At 59.7% G+C, this 16498-nt stretch carries 18 protein-coding genes; 2 read left to right on the top strand and 16 right to left on the bottom strand.

Annotation, left to right across the window (positions count from 1 at the left end; genetic code table 11):
- Window positions 1-74: 74 nt before the first annotated feature.
- From msrQ to ACTJLB_RS29680, 5 genes are all read right to left on the bottom strand, one after another.
- On the bottom strand, window positions 75-776 hold the full coding sequence (msrQ, locus tag ACTJLB_RS29700; protein ID WP_179214137.1) for a protein-methionine-sulfoxide reductase heme-binding subunit MsrQ: 702 nt from the start codon (window positions 774-776) through the stop codon (window positions 75-77).
- A gap of 11 nt (window positions 777-787) precedes the next feature.
- Window positions 788-1783 carry a protein-methionine-sulfoxide reductase catalytic subunit MsrP gene (gene msrP, locus ACTJLB_RS29695; protein ID WP_440785385.1) on the bottom strand — a complete coding sequence of 332 codons (996 nt, stop codon included), beginning with the start codon at window positions 1781-1783 and terminating at the stop codon, window positions 788-790.
- Window positions 1784-1967: 184 nt separating this feature from the next.
- Window positions 1968-3179, bottom strand: coding sequence for a c-type cytochrome biogenesis protein CcsB (gene ccsB / locus ACTJLB_RS29690; protein WP_087751792.1), 1212 nt, complete (start codon window positions 3177-3179; stop codon window positions 1968-1970).
- Window positions 3180-3183: 4 nt separating this feature from the next.
- Window positions 3184-5382, bottom strand: a complete 2199-nt coding sequence (locus ACTJLB_RS29685; RefSeq protein ID WP_408166585.1) for a cytochrome c biogenesis protein ResB — start codon at window positions 5380-5382, stop codon at window positions 3184-3186.
- A 116-nt stretch (window positions 5383-5498) separates the two neighbouring features.
- Window positions 5499-6152, bottom strand: coding sequence for a c-type cytochrome (locus ACTJLB_RS29680; RefSeq protein ID WP_088176469.1), 654 nt, complete (start codon window positions 6150-6152; stop codon window positions 5499-5501).
- Between the two features lie 216 nt (window positions 6153-6368).
- On the opposite strand from ACTJLB_RS29680, the gene yihA reads away from it, so the two are divergent.
- Both yihA and hemB read left to right on the top strand, forming a co-directional pair.
- The gene (gene yihA / locus ACTJLB_RS29675) at window positions 6369-7022 is read left to right on the top strand and encodes a ribosome biogenesis GTP-binding protein YihA/YsxC (protein WP_020070591.1); all 654 of its coding nucleotides are present in this window, start codon (window positions 6369-6371) and stop codon (window positions 7020-7022) included.
- 264 nt (window positions 7023-7286) lie between these two features.
- A complete protein-coding gene (hemB, locus tag ACTJLB_RS29670) occupies window positions 7287-8285 on the top strand; it encodes a porphobilinogen synthase (RefSeq protein ID WP_027805034.1) in 999 nt (332 codons plus the stop codon).
- 159 nt (window positions 8286-8444) lie between these two features.
- Here the strand turns inward: hemB and dsbD are convergent, their stop codons facing one another.
- From dsbD to rplO, 11 genes are all read right to left on the bottom strand, one after another.
- Window positions 8445-10304 (bottom strand): protein-disulfide reductase DsbD, encoded by a 1860-nt coding sequence (gene dsbD, locus ACTJLB_RS29665; RefSeq protein ID WP_440785354.1) that lies wholly within the window; start codon window positions 10302-10304, stop codon window positions 8445-8447.
- Window positions 10297-10629 carry a divalent-cation tolerance protein CutA gene (gene cutA, locus ACTJLB_RS29660; protein WP_440785353.1) on the bottom strand — a complete coding sequence of 111 codons (333 nt, stop codon included), beginning with the start codon at window positions 10627-10629 and terminating at the stop codon, window positions 10297-10299. Before cutA ends, dsbD begins: the two co-directional genes overlap by 8 nt.
- A 377-nt stretch (window positions 10630-11006) precedes the next feature.
- The gene (gene rplQ / locus ACTJLB_RS29655; RefSeq protein ID WP_006052227.1) at window positions 11007-11399 is read right to left on the bottom strand and encodes a 50S ribosomal protein L17; all 393 of its coding nucleotides are present in this window, start codon (window positions 11397-11399) and stop codon (window positions 11007-11009) included.
- Between the two features lie 168 nt (window positions 11400-11567).
- A complete protein-coding gene (locus ACTJLB_RS29650; protein ID WP_006052226.1) occupies window positions 11568-12545 on the bottom strand; it encodes a DNA-directed RNA polymerase subunit alpha in 978 nt (325 codons plus the stop codon).
- Window positions 12546-12669: 124 nt separating this feature from the next.
- A complete protein-coding gene (gene rpsD, locus ACTJLB_RS29645; protein ID WP_020070587.1) occupies window positions 12670-13293 on the bottom strand; it encodes a 30S ribosomal protein S4 in 624 nt (207 codons plus the stop codon).
- A gap of 156 nt (window positions 13294-13449) precedes the next feature.
- Window positions 13450-13854, bottom strand: coding sequence for a 30S ribosomal protein S11 (gene rpsK / locus ACTJLB_RS29640; protein WP_006052224.1), 405 nt, complete (start codon window positions 13852-13854; stop codon window positions 13450-13452).
- Window positions 13855-13882: 28 nt separating this feature from the next.
- Entirely contained in the window at window positions 13883-14248 is a 366-nt protein-coding gene (rpsM, locus tag ACTJLB_RS29635; RefSeq protein WP_006052223.1) for a 30S ribosomal protein S13, read from the bottom strand.
- A 41-nt stretch (window positions 14249-14289) separates the two neighbouring features.
- Complete coding sequence (gene rpmJ, locus ACTJLB_RS29630) at window positions 14290-14406, bottom strand: 50S ribosomal protein L36 (protein WP_004199844.1); 117 nt, start codon at window positions 14404-14406, stop codon at window positions 14290-14292.
- A 20-nt stretch (window positions 14407-14426) separates the two neighbouring features.
- Window positions 14427-14645, bottom strand: coding sequence for a translation initiation factor IF-1 (infA, locus tag ACTJLB_RS29625; RefSeq protein WP_004521905.1), 219 nt, complete (start codon window positions 14643-14645; stop codon window positions 14427-14429).
- 8 nt (window positions 14646-14653) lie between these two features.
- Entirely contained in the window at window positions 14654-16000 is a 1347-nt protein-coding gene (gene secY, locus ACTJLB_RS29620) for a preprotein translocase subunit SecY (protein WP_025601778.1), read from the bottom strand.
- A gap of 46 nt (window positions 16001-16046) precedes the next feature.
- Window positions 16047-16481 (bottom strand): 50S ribosomal protein L15, encoded by a 435-nt coding sequence (rplO, locus tag ACTJLB_RS29615; protein WP_020070585.1) that lies wholly within the window; start codon window positions 16479-16481, stop codon window positions 16047-16049.
- Window positions 16482-16498 lie beyond the last annotated feature (17 nt).

Genomic DNA, 16498 nt, shown 5'->3' with positions numbered 1-16498 from the left:
AAGTTCGCTTCAAGTAAAAAAGGCGATGCCATTGCGGCATCGCCTTTTTTCTTAGCGCTTACGCTCGCGCGCTGTCAGCGCAGCTTTAACTTGCGCCGCTCGCGTAGCCACACAATCAGACGCCAACCCAGCAGCGCCAGCATGATCGCGCCGTAGATCTTCGGCAGGATCAGGTCGTGCTTGCCCGCTTTCATCCACCAGAAATGCAGAATCGCCAGCGCGCCAATCGCGTAGATCGCGCGGTGCAACGTCTGCCAGCGGCGGCCGAGCTTGCGCACCATTGCGCGCGGCGACGTTGCGGCCAACGCGATCAGCAGCACGAACGCTGCAAAACCCACAGTAATGAACGGCCGCTTGCCGATGTCCTTGACGATCTCCGCCACGTCGAACCATTTGTCGAACCAGAGATAAGTCGTGAAATGCAGCGTCGCGTAGAAGAACGCGTATAGCCCGAGCATGCGGCGAAACCGCACGAACGCCGCGATGCCCGTGAGCCGGCGCAGCGGCGTCACGGCCAGCGTGATGCAGAGGAACACGAGCGTCCAGAGGCCCGTTGAGCGCGTGATGAACTCGATCGGGTTTGCGCCGAGCCGGTCGGTCACGCCGAACAACACGATCCGCGCCAGCGGATACCACGCCGCGATGAACACCGCGATTTTCGCGGGCACGACCCAGCGCGAGCCAGCGGCGGGACGCTTGGCCGGCGCCGTAGCGGGCGCATTGGCTCGCGGCGCGCTATGCCCGGTACGAGTGACAGATTGGGTATCGGAAGCCATCGTCATGTCGCTCAGAAGTTCTTCTTCAGGTCCATGCCCTGATAAAGAGACGCCACCTGATCGCCATAGCCGTTGAACAGCAACGTCTTGCGCTTGGGCGTGAAAAAGCCGTCTTCGCCGATGCGCCGTTCAGTCGCCTGACTCCAGCGCGGATGGTCGACATTCGGGTTCACGTTCGAATAAAAGCCGTACTCGCTCGACGCATAGGTGTTCCAGCTCGTCGCGGGCTGTTTCTCGACAAAGCGGATCTTTACCAGCGACTTGGCGCTCTTGAAGCCGTATTTCCACGGCACCACGACGCGAACCGGCGCGCCGTTCTGGTTCGGCAGCACCTGACCGTACACACCCATGGTGAGCAGCGTGAGCGGATTCATCGCCTCGTCCATACGCAAGCCTTCGGAGTATGGCCAGTCGAGTATAGGCGTGGAGAGTCCCGGCATCTGCGACGGGTCGGCCAACGTAATGAACTGAACATATTTCGCGTTGCCTGTCGGCTGCACGCGCTTGATCAGCTCGGCGAGCGGCACGCCGATCCACGGAATCACCATCGACCAGCCTTCGACGCAACGCAGCCGATACACGCGCTCCTCGAGCGGCGCGAGCTTGAGCAGTTCGTCGATGTCGTAGACCTTCGGGTTCTTGATCTCGCCTTCGACACTGACCTTCCACGGACGAGGCCGCAATGTTCCGGTGTTATGTGCCGGATCGGACTTGTCGGTGCCGAACTCGTAGTAGTTGTTGTATGTGGTGATGTCCTTGAACGGCGTGATCTTGTCCAGCGCGACGAACTTCGTGTTCGTTTTGGCCGCCAGTTTCTGCGCCTTCGGATCGGTCGACGTGTAAGCCGCCAGTGCTTCGCCGTTCACGCCGATCAGACTGCCGAGCGCCAGCGCGCCTGCGGCCTGCAGCACGCGCCGCCGGTTCTCGAAAATGTGCTGCGGCGTGATTTCGCTGCGAGCGATATCGTCGCCGGTAAGTTGAATCCTGTCGCTTCGCTTGATCCACATCATGCTGCTCCTTGCCGGCCGCCGCCTCAGACATCTGACGGGGCCAGGGTGATGATCGCTCGTCGGGCCATCTATGCGTACTCACATGGACGAACACATTTGGCGCGCAAATATTCCGCTGGCCATAAAAAAACCGCCGGTGCGAAACACGCGGCGGTTCTTTGTCGGTTGGGAACAGCGGAAATTACAGTTTGCCGTAACTATGCAAGCCCGACAGGAACATGTTCACGCCAAGGAACGCAAAGGTCGTGACGAGCAGGCCGGTCAGCGCCCACCACGCGGCGACCGCGCCGCGCAAGCCTTTCATCAGACGCATATGCAGCCAGGCTGCATAGTTCAGCCAGACGATCAGTGCCCACGTTTCCTTGGGGTCCCAGCTCCAGTAGCCGCCCCACGCTTCTGCCGCCCACAACGCACCGAGAATCGTCGCAATCGTGAAGAACGCGAAGCCGACGGCAATCGACTTGTACATGACGTCGTCGAGCACTTCGAGCGCCGGCAGGCGATCGGCCAACATGCCGCGCTCCTTCGCCAGATAAGCGACTGCGACCATTGCCGACAACGCAAAGCTGCCGTACCCGATGAAGTTCGCCGGCACGTGGATCTTCATCCACCAGCTTTGCAGCGCCGGAACCAGCGGCTGGATCTGCTGCGCGTCGCGGGCGACCGAATACCACATGAGGAAACCGACGGCGGCGCTGATCACCAGCAGCACGAACGCACCGAGCGCGCGCGTGTTGTAGTGCTGTTCATAGTAGAGATAGAACAGCGCCGTGATCAGGCTGAACAGTACGAAGACTTCGTACAGGTTCGAAATGGGAATATGGCCGACGTCCGCGCCGATCAGATACGACTCGTACCAGCGCACCATCAGACCGACGAAGCCCATCAGCACGGCGGCCCATGTCATTTTCGAGCCGATCGCGGCGCCGGTGGGCGAGCGCGAGAGCAGGCCGATCCAGTAGAAAACGGTGGCGAACACGAAAAGCGCGCTCATCCACAGAATCGCGGACTGGCTCGACAGGAAATACTTGAGGAAGAAGGCGTTGTCCGCCCGGCTCAGATCGCCGTGATAGATCTGGATGGCCAGCAGCGACAGTGCGGCAATGCCGACCATCAGCGGACGCACGGGCTTCCAGCGCCAGCCGAGCACGACGAAAACCGGCACCGCGCAAACCAGCACCAGCTTGTCGTAGTAATTCATGAACGGGTAATAGCGCGACAACGCGAACCCGGCGCCTGCGACCATGGCGAGGGCGAATAGCCAGTCGACGATGCCAAGCCGTTTCAGGAACGGCCGCTCGTCATATTGGGCAGCGTTGAACGCTTCGTCGGCAGACGCCTTGGCGGGTCGGGCGGATGAAGGGGAAGATGAGGAAACCTGAGTCAAGTCCATGGTATTACCGGGTCGAATCTTGTGAGCTTGCGGACGGCGTGCCGGCGTTGCCGGACGATGCATCGGTGAGCTTCGCGCCCAACGCGGCGCCAACCGCGTCGCGCGTCTGAACAAATTCTTTTTCGAAGTCGAGCGTTTTGCGCGCGCTCGACATGGCCATCACGACATTGGTGCCCTGCTCAGTATCTTTGAGCCAGAACCACAGGCGCCGTTCGCGGACGTAGAACATCGAGAAGATGCCCAACACGAGAAGCAGGCTGCCAAGATACACGACTTTTTTGCCGGGTGCGCGCGTCAGCTGAAATACCGAGGCTTGCACCTGCTTGAAGGAGTCGAGCTGCAAGTAGACCGGCGATCCATACAGAAAGCTGTCGGATATCGCATTGATCGAGCTTTGTACGAAGCGGCTCGAATCCGCGTTGGCCTGCGCCTCTGGCTCGCCGACTTGATGGCGCGACAGTTGCCAAAGGTCCCACATCGAGCCTTCGAGCATGCGCAACAGGAGGCCTGCCGCCTTTTCCTGCTCGCCCTTCGGCACTGAATGGTCGATAAACTCGGCAATCGCCTGGAAGCCGCCGACCGGCTGACCGTTCGGCATTTTGACGGTGTTGTCCGCGCCCGCAAAAAGGGTCAGCACGCGCAGCGCGCTTTCTTCCAGATGCTGCTGCAATTCCGTGTTCGCTTCGGGCACCGAGCGCTGGGCGAAGCGGTGAGCGGCTTGCGCGCGCATTCCCGGGTTCTCGAGCGTTGCGCGCAGGTTCATCCAATCCTTCACGGTACCGCCGCTGTCGGCGGGAATGCGCAGATAGCGGAACGGATCGTCGGGATTCAGGCGCATGCCGGCAAGGAAGAATCGTTCCCCGGCAACCGCGACCGGCAGCATGTAGTTGTTGTACTCGCGTGCCTGGCCGTCCTTGTCGCGTACCTTGTACTGCACCGACGGGCCGACGTTATGGAGGTCGAGCGGCTTGGACGTCTTCGCGCCCGAGCCGAGCCGCTCGTCGAATGCTTCCTTCAGCGAGCGATGGGCGGCGACGCCGCGGGCGTCCGTCTGGCCGCTGCCATTGGAAATGTTCTCTACGTTGATCGCGCGGAAGTCGGTGAACTCGACCGTCTGCCCGTCCGCAAGCGACGTGGCTGAACTCAACGGCGCATTGCCTCCGATCGTGCCGCCGAAAGGCGCGGTTTTCGCGCTCGGGCCCGTCATAGGATAGGCCGTCATCTGCATTTGCGAGCCGCCGTCCTGGAAGCTCGATTGATAGATCGACACGCCGTCGTATTCGAACGGCTTGTTCACTTCGATACGAGCCGGCACGCGCGCGCCGGTCTTGTGATCTACCACGACGATGTCGCTAGCGAACAGCTTCGGCATGCCCGTCGAGTAATAATCGACGATGAATTTCTGTAACTCGATCGAAAACGGCAGGTCCTGGATCAGCGAGCCGTCCGGCTGGTTGAGGATCGCGGTGGACACGTGCTGCCCTTCCGGCACCCATGCGTATCCGCGGAACGTCGGATTCGATTGCGACAGGCGATGTTCCGGCGGGATGTCGTTGATGACGGTGTTCGCGCGGATCGGCGATTTGTCGAACAGCCACATTTGCAGTTTGATCGGCAGATTGCTGTCGAGCAGCCCGCCAAGGCAGATCACCACGATCGCAATGTGCGCGGAAATGTAGCCGAGCTTGGTCAAGGCGCCGCGCTTGGCCGCGATCAGCGTGGCGCCGTCCGACTCGCGCGTGACGAACTTGTAGCCGAGCTTGGCGGACAGTCTGGCGAGCACTGCCGACGTCTGGGCACGCGTGCCGTGCACCGCGAATTCGCCCTTGTGATGGAACGCGCGGAGGCTGGCTTCGCGGACCTTGTCTTTCCAGCTCTTGGTGTCGGCAATCATTTTCGGCGCGTTGCGGATCACGCACAGCGACACCGACACCATCAGAAAGCCGAGAATCAGCATGAACCACCACGAGCTATAAACCGTGTAAAGGCTTAGCGCGCGGAAGATGTCCGCCCAGAACGGGCCGAACTGGTTGACGTAATTGGGATAGGGATCGTCCTGCGTAAGGACGGTGCCGATAATGCTGGCGATCGACAGGATCACGAGCAGCGCAATGGCAAAACGCATCGAACTCAATACTTCGACAACGTTGCGCACGATGCGATTGCTCGACTTCGACTGCAAACCCGACGTGGTGACGCTCATTCATACTCCGACTGAACAGCAAAAAAGGGTGAAGGGCGACCGTTGACACGACGCCCCCACCCTTTTCTTGTTTTTTACCGGCCTCGGCGGGCCGGTTGCAATTGCGCGCGGGCCTCTTAGTGCAAGCCCGCGATGTAATCGGCCACAGCTTTGATCTCGCTGTCCGACAGACGCGATGCGACAGCATGCATCGCCTCGTTGTTATTGCGCGCTCCGGGGCCCTGCGTGAACGCGTTCAACTGCGCCACCGTGTATTCAGCCCATTGGCCGGACAAGCGCGGATATTGCGACGGAATACCCTGACCCGTGGGCCCGTGACAACTGGCACAGGCCGGCACGCCCTTGTCCGCGATACCGCCTCGATAAATCTTCTGCCCGAGCGGCACCGTGTCCTTGTTGTGCGCATAACCGGGCTTTGGAGCCTGCGCCGCGAAGTAGGCTGCGACGTTGACCATATCCTGGTCGGACAGCGCGGCCGCCATAGCCGTCATGATCGCATTGTTACGCGCGGGCTGCTTGGCGCCGGGCTGCGGCTTGAAATCCTTGAGTTGCTTGACGAGATAGTCGGGATGCTGGCCCGCCAGTTTCGGGTATGCGCCGCCGGCACTGTTGCCGTCTGCGCCGTGACATGACGCGCAAACCTGCACTGCGATTGCCTGCCCCCGATTGACGTCCGGCTTTGCCGGATCTGCTGCTCGTGCCTGAATTGCCAAACTTGAAAGACCTGCTGCTACATGAAAAACCATCAGAGCCTTGCACAGTCGATTCATTCGCACACCCTGTCTCGTCTTGTGGATTTTAGAGGTTTTGCACAATACGACGGCGACCCGAGTGACCGCCAGGAGCCGCCGAGGCACGCGGGCTGGCCCCCTCAGGTTTTCAGTAAACCATCGTATTGTACAATAACTCGCTAATCGCTAAGACGCCAGTCGGGCTTGACCCGTCCCCACTCCGGGTTCCCCGGCGTCTCGAAATCTGGCCTGATCATGTCCTTCCTGCTCCACCAATCCCGCTTTTTCACGACCGTCAATCACCTTCGTGATCTGCCGGCCACCGCTCAGCCTGAGATTGCTTTTGCCGGGCGCTCGAATGCAGGCAAGTCGACGGCCATCAATATCCTGTGCAACCAGAAGCGGCTCGCATTCGCGAGTAAGACACCGGGACGCACCCAGCACATCAATTACTTCTCCGTCGGCAAGGCGGACGAACCCACGGCCCATCTTGTCGATCTGCCCGGATACGGCTATGCGGAAGTGCCCGGCGCAGCCAAGGCACATTGGGAAGCGCTGCTTTCTACGTATCTGCAATCGCGTTCGCAATTGCGCGGCATGATCCTCATGATGGACTCGCGCCGGCCGCTGACCGATCTCGATCGGCGAATGATCGAATGGTTCGCTCCGACCGGAAAGCCAATCCACGCGCTGCTCACCAAATGCGACAAATTGACGCGTCAGGAAAGCGTGAATGCGTTGCGCGCGACACAAAAGGGTTTTGACGAATATCGTGCCGCGGGCTATCAAGGCGAGCTGACGGCGCAACTCTTCTCCGCGCTCAAGCGGGTCGGCATCGACGAAGCTCACGAACTGATTGAAAGCTGGCTGATCCCCGAAACGAAGGGCGCAACCGACGCCGCACAGTAACCTCGCGGTGTGTTTGCTGAAAGCCTGAACGCGCTCTTTCCGCCGCCCATAAAAAAACCCGCCGCTTTAACGGCGGGTCAAACAGCCTAATCGAAAAACGACAGGCACCCGCTCAGGGAGGAGAAGCGGGGAGGTCAGCGCCAAGCGCCTTGCTCGATCGGTATGATATACCATTGTCTTGAAAAGTTTCCGTGAGCGGCCGCCGTCTCCCGAGCACCTCTCTGGGCACTGTCCTACGTCAAGACATCCACGATCTTCAATTCCATGAGCTTCTACCCGCACTATCGTCCTCGCCGCATGCGCCGCGACGACTTCTCGCGCCGCCTGATGCGCGAGAACATCCTCACCACCAACGATCTGATTTACCCCGTTTTTGTAGTCGAAGGCACTAACGTGCGGCAAGCCGTGCCGTCGATGCCTGGCGTCGAGCGGGTTTCGGTCGACTTGCTGATGAAAGTCGCCGAGCAATGTGTCGAGCTCGGCGTGCCGGTGCTGTCGCTGTTTCCGGCGATCGAGCCGTCGCTCAAGACGCCCGATGGCCGCGAAGCGACCAACGCCGCTGGTCTGATCCCGCGGGCGGTTCGCGAGCTGAAGAAGCACTTCCCGGATCTGGGCGTTCTCACCGACGTCGCGCTGGATCCGTACACGAGCCACGGCCAGGACGGCGTGCTCGACGAAAACGGCTACGTGATTAACGATGAGACCGTCGACATCCTGATCGAACAGGCACGCGCGCAAGCTGAAGCCGGCGTAGATATCGTCGCGCCTTCGGACATGATGGACGGCCGAATCGGCGCCATCCGCGAAATGCTGGAAAGCGAGGACCATGTCCACACGCGCATCATGGCCTATGCGGCCAAATTCGCGTCCGCGTTCTACGGCCCGTTCCGCGACGCCGTGGGCTCCGCGACGAACCTCGGCAAAAGCAACAAGATGACGTACCAGATGGACCCCGCCAACTCCAACGAGGCGTTGCGCGAGGTGCAAGCGGACATCAACGAAGGCGCCGACATGGTCATGGTCAAGCCGGGCATGCCTTACCTGGATATCGTGCGCCGGGTAAAGGACGAGTTCCAGTTCCCGACCTACGTCTATCAGGTCAGCGGCGAATACGCGATGCTGAAGGCAGCGGCTCAGAACGGCTGGCTGGACCACGACAAGGCGATGATGGAATCGCTGCTCGCCTTCAAGCGCGCGGGCGCGGACGGCATTCTGACCTATTTCGCGCTGGATGCAGCGAGGATTCTTCGCTCGCAGAAGTAGTTGCGCCGCGTTTGGCGGCAGCTAGCTCGTCTGGCGGGGACTGAGTCGATTCGCGTGCGAGTCACCAAGGGCCAGAACGTGAAACGGAGGCGGACTTTTGGTCACGCCTCCGTTTTTTTATCCACTCGCGCTTGCCGCTCGTTCATGCGGTCGATGCGATCACGCCTGAGGTCGGCTCGCCCGTTCGAGCGTGCGCAGAAATTTGTCGGCCGACTCGTAACCGACGACGCGCAGTACCTCCTTGCCGCCGCGGTCGAAGAAGATAATTCCCGGCGGGCCGAAAAGGCCAAAGCGCTTGAGCAGTGCCTGGTCGTCGGTGTTGTTGGCCGTCACGTCGGCGCGCAGCAGGTTCATCTCCTTCAATTTCGCCTGGACGCGCGGGTCGCTGAACGTGAACTTCTCCATCTCCTTACAACTGACGCACCAGTCGGCGTAGAAATCGAGCATGGCCGGCTGTGCGGCTGCTTTGACGGCCTCGTCCAGTCCGACCGATGATCGCACCGGTTGAAACGCCAGATCGCCCTGCGACGCATTCTGGGGCGAGCCAGCCACACGATCCGGCACCGGCGCGCCCCCGCGCGTCGCCAGCACGGCCAACGGACGCAGCGGATCTGACGAGCCAGCGGCGAGTCCAACAAGCAGCACCGCAGCCCAAACGGCAAAGGCAGCGCCGATACCTCGGCCAAGCCGGCGCCATATCGACGCTTGCTCCAAAGGTGCCGAAAAGAGACCCAGCGACGCCGCGGTGATCAAGAGCCAGAATGCACTCAGGAGCATGGCAGCCGTTGCCCCGAGCACCGGCCAGACGATCCAGAGCGCCGCGGCGAGCAGCACGACACCGAACAGCACTTTGACGCTGTCCATCCACGCGCCGGCGCGCGGCAGCAAGGTTCCGGCGCCAAATCCGATGATGAGCAGCGGCACGCCAAGCCCGAGTCCCATGGAGAACAGCGCGGTGCCACCGAGCACCGCATTCCCCGTGTGCGCAATGAAGGCGAGCACCGCGAAAAGCGGCGCAGTCATGCAGGCACCCACGACCAACGCGGACAGCGCGCCCATTCCGGCAACGGCTGCAAACTTGCCGCCAGAGCGCCGCGCCGACACGTGCGAAACGCCTTCCTGCCAACGCTGCGGCAGTGCGATATCGAAACCCGCAATTAACGTGAGCGCAAAAACGGTCAGTAGCACGCCGAATGCACCCAACACCCACGGATTTTGCAGCCACGCGCCCAGGCTTTGCCCAACGAGCGCGGCGGCAATTCCGAGCGCGGTGTAAACGAGCGCCATTCCGATTACATAGGCGAGCGATAGCGCCAAGCCCCGCGCGCGCGTGACCCGTGCGCCCTCGCCGATGATGATTGCCGAAAGAATCGGAATCATCGGGTAGGAGCACGGCAGCAGGCTCAGCACCATGCCCGCAACGAAGTAAAGCCCGATGATCGTGAGGAAACCGCCGCCTTGGAGCAGCGATTGCGCGTAATCGGCGTTGGTGGCCCGCTCGTACCACGGCGTATCGCTTGCCTCAGATTGCGGCGCGCCCGCGCTGCCCGCCGGTTGCAGAGCAGCACCGCTTACATGGTAGACGCGCTCCATCGGCGGATAGCAGATACCGGCGTCCGCACACCCTTGGGATGTGATGGCCAGATCGAACCCTCCGGCGGCCTGCTTAACCGGGATGCGGATCGTCAGTTCGTTGCGATACGTCTCGACGTTCTTGTTAAATGTCTGATCGAACTTGATATGGCCCGCCGGCAACTGCGGCTCACCGATTGTCGCGTTGCCACTGCGGGTTGCGAATGCGAAACGCTCCCGGTACATGTAGTAGCCGTCAGCAATTTTGTACGTAATGTCGACTTCGCCCGGCCTTTCAGCCGCACTGAACTTGAACGCTACCGCGGGATCGAGGAAGTCGTCTGCCGCATGGGCGAGCGTGCAGAACTGCGCCAGGATCAGGCCGGCAAAGAGGAGGAATGCGGCACGAAGCGCATGGCGCGCGCGCCCGTCGAGACAGTTAAACATGTAGAGGGCGTTGGGTTTCTGCAAGGATCCACTGACCGTAAGCGGCCGAGGCCATGGCTTGCCACGACAGAATTTCCGGCGTGTCGTATGGATGGTGCGTCTGTATGTACTGCTCAAGCTCAAGAGCACGTGCGGCGCTCGTCTTGAACAACAACTGTATTTCTTGTGCCGTTTCGACCTGCCCTTGCCAGTGGTAGCGCGATTGCACGGCGCCGAGTTGCGTTACGCAGGCGCATAGCCGGGCAGCGAGCGCGTCTGCGGCGAGCTTGTCAGCAACGGTCGCGTCGGGCACCGTCGTCAGGATCAAGGTAACACTCACGCTCACTGAAAGCTCCGGCAAGGCACGATTCGGGTGGCAATATCGTATCACCTGGCAGTCAAGTGCCGCAGGCAGCGCGGGCTCGCGTGTGCGGCATTTGGCCACTGCGGATTGACTGGCTGCGCGCTTGAACTTGGATTCCGAAAGCGCTGCGGCCGTGGTGGGTGGCTTTCAGGCATGCATGCTGCCGCGATGCGACCGGTTGGTCATGCGCGCGTTGACCTCCTGGCGTGGCGCTTTTCGATCGGCTTTTCCTACCCAACCCTGCGACTCACGAAGACATTTGCCTAGCCCGAAAAACAAAACCCCACGCTCCGAGAAGCGTGGGGTTCGTCTGCATTCTGTAACCAAGCGTGACGCCTAGCTCTTTAGTACCTTGAAGCTTACTCGGCTTCTTGCACTTCAACTTCTTCAACTTCCGGACGATCGAGCAATTCGACCAGAGCCATCGGTGCATTGTCGCCGACGCGGAAGCCAAACTTCAGCACGCGCAGGTAGCCGCCCGGACGGGTAGCGTAGCGCGGGCCGAGGACTTCAAACAGCTTCGTGACCGAGTCACGGTCGCGCAGGCGGTTGAATGCCAGACGGCGATTTGCCAGCGACGGCTTCTTGCCCAGCGTGATCAGCGGCTCGACAACTTTACGGAGTTCTTTCGCCTTCGGCAGCGTGGTCTTGATGACTTCGTGCTCGATCAGCGAGTTGGACATATTACGGAGCATTGCCAGACGGTGGCTGCTCGTGCGGTTCAGTTTCCGCAGACCATGACGGTGACGCATGTTGATTCCTTCGATTCAGAGTTTTGGTCCAGCTCTTCTATCGCGCTCGATCTACTGCAAATTCGAGTGCACGGGCCGGTAGTGAAAAAGGCAAGACGCGGATTTTAAAGGAAAATCCGCGTCTTTGCCAGTGCAGCGACGGGTTCTGTCCCGAGACGAAGCGCCGACTTACTTGTCCAGCCCAGCGGGCGGCCAATTTTCGAGCTTCATGCCGAGCGTCAAACCACGCGACGCCAGTACTTCTTTGATTTCGTTCAACGACTTGCGGCCCAGATTCGGCGTTTTGAGCAACTCGTTTTCCGTGCGCTGGATCAGATCGCCGATGTAGTAGATGTTCTCGGCCTTCAGACAGTTCGCTGACCGAACCGTCAATTCGAGATCATCGACCGGACGCAGCAGGATCGGATCGATCTGCGGCGCGCGCGACGGCGCTTCAGCCGTTGCTTCGGTGCCTTCCAGTGCAGCGAACACAGACAGCTGATCAACGAGAATGCGAGCCGATTGACGAATCGCTTCTTCCGGCGAGATGACACCGTTCGTTTCGATGTTCATCACGAGCTTGTCGAGGTCGGTACGCTGTTCGACGCGAGCGCTTTCAACGGCGTAGCTCACGCGGCGAACCGGCGAGAACGACGCGTCCAGCACGATACGGCCGATGATCTTGGCCGACTCTTCGCCGTAACGACGCACATTGCCCGGCACGTAACCGCGGCCCTTCTCAACCTTGATCTGGACGTCGAGCTTGCCGCCCTTCGACAGATGCGCAATCACGTGATCAGGGTTGATGACTTCGCAATCATGCGCGAGTTCGATGTCGCCAGCAGTGACAACGCCTTCGCCTTCCTTGCGCAGCGTAACCGTCACTTCGTCACGGTTATGCAACTTGAACACTACGCCCTTCAGGTTCAACAACAGGTTGACCACGTCCTCTTGCACACCGTCGAGCGTCGAATACTCATGTACGACGCCTGCGATCGTCACTTCGGTCGGCGCGTAGCCGATCATCGACGACAACAGCACGCGCCGGAGCGCGTTACCCAAGGTGTGGCCGTAACCGCGTTCAAACGGTTCCATGACCACTTTCGCGTGGCTTTCGCCCAGCGATTCAACTGCGATGATCTTGGGCTTCAACAAACTGGTTTGCATAGGTTTTCCTTTTCAATACCCTCGGCTCGTTACACCGATAAGGCTGACCGGTAACAACCTGAAAATAAACAGCCGAGACTCCCCCTTGCGCAACGCAATCGGGGTGCCCCGGCCGTTAATCCGATTACCGCGAATACAATTCGACGATCAGGCTTTCGTTGATATCGCCAGCGATGTCGCTGCGTTCCGGCTTGGACTTGAACGTGCCTTCGAACTTCTTCGAATCGACAGCGACCCAGCTGGGCATGCCGCCTTGTTCAGCCAGCGACAGCGCTTCGAGGATACGCGCTTGCTTCTTCGATTGTTCGCGCACTGCGACGACGTCGCCTGCCTTCACTTGCATCGACGGGATGTTTGACACAACGCCGTTCACCGTGATCGCCTTGTGGCTCACGAGCTGACGCGCTTCAGCACGCGTCGAGCCGAAGCCCATGCGATACACGACGTTATCCAGACGCGACTCGAGCAATTGCAGCAGGTTCTCACCCGTGTTGCCCTTCAGACGGTCGGCTTCAGCGAAGTACCGGCGGAATTGGCGCTCGAGGACACCGTAGATGCGCTTCACTTTTTGCTTTTCGCGCAACTGCGTGCCGTAGTCGGACGTACGTGCACCCGACGTGCGGCCATGCTGGCCAGGCTTGCTGTCAAGCTTGCACTTGTCAGCGAGCGAACGACGGGCGCTCTTCAGGAACAGGTCAGTGCCTTCACGGCGGGACAGCTTGGCCTTAGGGCCGATATAACGTGCCACGTTGATTCCTTCGTTGATTGATCACGCGAATGCAGACACTCGCGCTAGTCCGAACCCTTTGGGTCGAACAGTGGGCTTAGTCAATTCAATAGCGCAAGCAGCCTGTTTCGCCGGTTACTAAATCCGGCGGCAACAGGCGCTAGCGAAAACAGCGTCTTAGATACGACGACGCTTCGGCGGACGGCAGCCGTTGTGCGGGACCGGAGTGACGTCGGAGATCGCCGTGATCTTGATGCCAAGACCATGCAACGCACGCACCGCCGACTCACGGCCAGGACCCGGGCCCTTGATCCGCACTTCGAGGTTCTTCACGCCGTATTCCATCGCCACGCGGCCAGCCGATTCGGCTGCCACCTGGGCTGCAAACGGGGTCGATTTACGCGAGCCCTTGAAGCCCTGACCACCCGACGTTGCCCAAGCAAGTGCATTGCCTTGACGATCGGTGATCGTGATGATGGTGTTGTTGAACGACGCGTGAACGTGAACCACGCCCTCGGCGACGTTCTTCTTGACCTTCTTGCGAACGCGTTGCGCCGCGGAGTTGTTCGAAGCCTTAGCCATTACGTTTTCCTGTAACTGTCAGTTCCGCTTACTTCTTCAGCGATTGCGCTGCACGACGCGGACCCTTGCGCGTACGGGCATTCGTACGCGTACGCTGGCCGCGCAGGGGCAAGCCCTTACGATGCCGAACGCCACGGTAGCAGCCGAGATCCATCAGGCGCTTAATGTTCATCGTCGTTTCACGGCGCAGATCGCCTTCAACGATGAACTTGCCGACTTCTTCACGCAGCTTTTCGAGGTCTGCGTCGTTCAGGTCTTTGACCTTCTTCGAAAATGCCACACCAGCAGCGACGCAAATGTCGCGCGAGCGCGTGCGGCCGATACCGTAAATAGCCGTCAGGCCGATTTCAGTATGCTGGTGATTCGGGATGTTAACCCCTGCGATACGAGCCATTGTTTTTCCTCAAACAAAAAGCGCAAGCAAAAGCGCGGCGTTCAGCCTTGACGCTGTTTGTGGCGCGGATCAGAGCTGCAAATCACGCGCACAACGCCTTTGCGCTTGATGATCTTGCAATTGCGGCAAATGCGCTTAACCGATGCCATCACTTTCATGATATTACCCTTTTTTCAAATCACTTCGCCCGGAACACGATCCGCGCACGCGACAGATCGTAAGGCGTCAATTCAACCGTCACCTTGTCGCCCGGCAAGATTCGGATGTAGTGCATCCGCATCTTCCCGGATATGTGTCCCAATACGACATGGCCGTTTTCCAGCTTCACCCTGAAGGTAGCGTTAGGCAGGTTTTCGATGACTTCACCCTGCATCTGGATAACATCGTCTTTGGCCATAAGTCCTTTCAACGCATCGGGACGCCGCCGCCTTTGAAATTAGCTTTCTTCAGCAGCGATTCATACTGTTGCGACATAACGTACGACTGCACCTGCGCCATGAAATCCATTGTGACGACGACAATGATCAGCAGCGACGTTCCACCAAAATAAAACGGCACGTTCCAGCGCAGCACCAAGAACTCGGGCAGCAGACAAACAAACACGATGTAGATCGCACCGGCCAGCGTCAGACGCGTCAGGATGCGGTCGATATATCGCGCCGTTTGATCGCCCGGGCGGATGCCAGGAACGAATGCGCCACTCTTCTTCAGGTTGTCGGCCGTCTCCCTGCTGTTAAACACCAGAGCGGTGTAGAAAAAGCAGAAGAATACGATCGCCAACGCGTACAGCAACACGTACACGGGTTGGCCGGGCTTGAGGGCTTCGGCCACATTATGCAGCGTGTCTGCGAACCAGCCGGTACGCGACCCCGAACTAAACCAGTTCAGGATGGTTGCCGGGAAGAGAATGATCGACGATGCAAAGATCGGCGGAATCACGCCCGACATGTTCAGCTTCAGCGGCAAATGCGAGGATTGACCGCCGTAAATCTTGTTACCGACTTGCCGCTTTGCGTAGTTCACAAGGATCTTGCGCTGGCCGCGTTCGATGAACACCACCAGATACGTCACAGCAGCAATCAGCGCGACGACAATAATCGCCGAGATGATACTCATCGAGCCGGTTCGGACCAGTTCAAACAGACCACCGATTGCATTCGGGAAACCCGCTGCAATACCGCCGAAAATGATGATCGAGATACCGTTGCCGAGTCCGCGCTCCGTAATCTGCTCACCGAGCCACATCAGGAACATCGTACCCGTTACCAGCGTCACGACCGTCGTCAGCCGAAACACCATTCCCGGATCGATCACGAGAGCCGGCTGATTTTCCAATGCCACGGCGATGCCGAATGCCTGGAACGTCGCCAGCAAGACCGTGAAGATCCGCGTGTACTGCGTGATCTTCCGCTGCCCCGCCTGCCCTTCCTTTTTCAGCGCTTCCAGCTGCGGCGAGACAATCGCCAGCAACTGCATGATGATCGACGCCGAGATGTACGGCATGATCCCAAGCGCGAAAATCGTGAACCGCGAAAGTGCGCCACCCGAAAACATGTTGAACATGCCAAGGATGCCGCCCGACTGGCTCTGGAACAACTTTGCCAGCTGGTCCGGGTCGATACCCGGCACCGGAATGTGCGCGCCGATACGGTAGACGATCAGCGCCAGCAGCAGAAACACTGCCCGCCGACGCAGATCGCCAAACTTCGCCGCGCTCCGACCGGGTTTTGCGAGACTCGGGCTGTTAGCCAAGTACCTTCTCCGATGCAAATGCTAGTGACGGCAAATAACTTGCGCGTTACTCGGCAAAAGAGCCGCCGGCTGCTTCAATAGCAGCGCGCGCACCCTTCGTCGCACCCAGACCCTTCACAACGATCTTGCGCTTGAGCTCGCCCGTCGCGATGATCTTGGCGCTCTTGATCAGCTCGCCAACCAAACCGGCTTGCTTCAGAGCCAACAGGTCGATTTCGTCGACCGGCAGCTTTTCCAGATCGGAGAGACGCACTTCACCAACGAACTCCTTCGTCAGCGAGGTGAAGCCACGCTTCGGCAGGCGACGTTGCAGCGGCATTTGACCGCCTTCGAAGCCAACCTTGTGAAAGCCGCCCGAACGCGACTTCTGACCTTTGTGACCACGGCCGGCGGTCTTGCCCAGGCCAGAGCCGATGCCGCGACCAACGCGACGTTTTGCGTGCTTCGCGCCTTCAGCCGGCTTCAGGTTATTCAATTCCATTATCAACTCCTTGAGTC

This window comes from Paraburkholderia sp. 22098 (genome assembly GCF_052045935.1).
In the GTDB taxonomy this organism is placed as follows: domain Bacteria; phylum Pseudomonadota; class Gammaproteobacteria; order Burkholderiales; family Burkholderiaceae; genus Paraburkholderia; species Paraburkholderia caledonica.
The sequence above is the reverse complement of the archived record's forward strand: the minus strand, read 5'-3'. Positions and strand labels throughout refer to the sequence as shown.

Coding starts and splice junctions, on each gene's coding strand:
- rpmJ (WP_004199844.1), bottom strand. CDS start 14,406: ATGAAAGTGATGGCATCGGTTAAGCGCATTTGCCGCAATTGCAAGATC.
- dsbD (WP_440785354.1), bottom strand. CDS start 10,304: ATGTTTAACTGTCTCGACGGGCGCGCGCGCCATGCGCTTCGTGCCGCA.
- msrQ (WP_179214137.1), bottom strand. CDS start 776: ATGGCTTCCGATACCCAATCTGTCACTCGTACCGGGCATAGCGCGCCG.
- ACTJLB_RS29650 (WP_006052226.1), bottom strand. CDS start 12,545: ATGCAAACCAGTTTGTTGAAGCCCAAGATCATCGCAGTTGAATCGCTG.
- rplQ (WP_006052227.1), bottom strand. CDS start 11,399: ATGCGTCACCGTCATGGTCTGCGGAAACTGAACCGCACGAGCAGCCAC.
- yihA (WP_020070591.1), top strand. CDS start 6,369: ATGTCCTTCCTGCTCCACCAATCCCGCTTTTTCACGACCGTCAATCAC.
- rpsK (WP_006052224.1), bottom strand. CDS start 13,854: ATGGCTAAGGCTTCGAACAACTCCGCGGCGCAACGCGTTCGCAAGAAG.
- msrP (WP_440785385.1), bottom strand. CDS start 1,783: ATGTGGATCAAGCGAAGCGACAGGATTCAACTTACCGGCGACGATATC.
- hemB (WP_027805034.1), top strand. CDS start 7,287: ATGAGCTTCTACCCGCACTATCGTCCTCGCCGCATGCGCCGCGACGAC.
- ACTJLB_RS29680 (WP_088176469.1), bottom strand. CDS start 6,152: ATGAATCGACTGTGCAAGGCTCTGATGGTTTTTCATGTAGCAGCAGGT.
- ccsB (WP_087751792.1), bottom strand. CDS start 3,179: ATGGACTTGACTCAGGTTTCCTCATCTTCCCCTTCATCCGCCCGACCC.
- rplO (WP_020070585.1), bottom strand. CDS start 16,481: ATGGAATTGAATAACCTGAAGCCGGCTGAAGGCGCGAAGCACGCAAAA.
- infA (WP_004521905.1), bottom strand. CDS start 14,645: ATGGCCAAAGACGATGTTATCCAGATGCAGGGTGAAGTCATCGAAAAC.
- rpsM (WP_006052223.1), bottom strand. CDS start 14,248: ATGGCTCGTATCGCAGGGGTTAACATCCCGAATCACCAGCATACTGAA.
- ACTJLB_RS29685 (WP_408166585.1), bottom strand. CDS start 5,382: ATGAGCGTCACCACGTCGGGTTTGCAGTCGAAGTCGAGCAATCGCATC.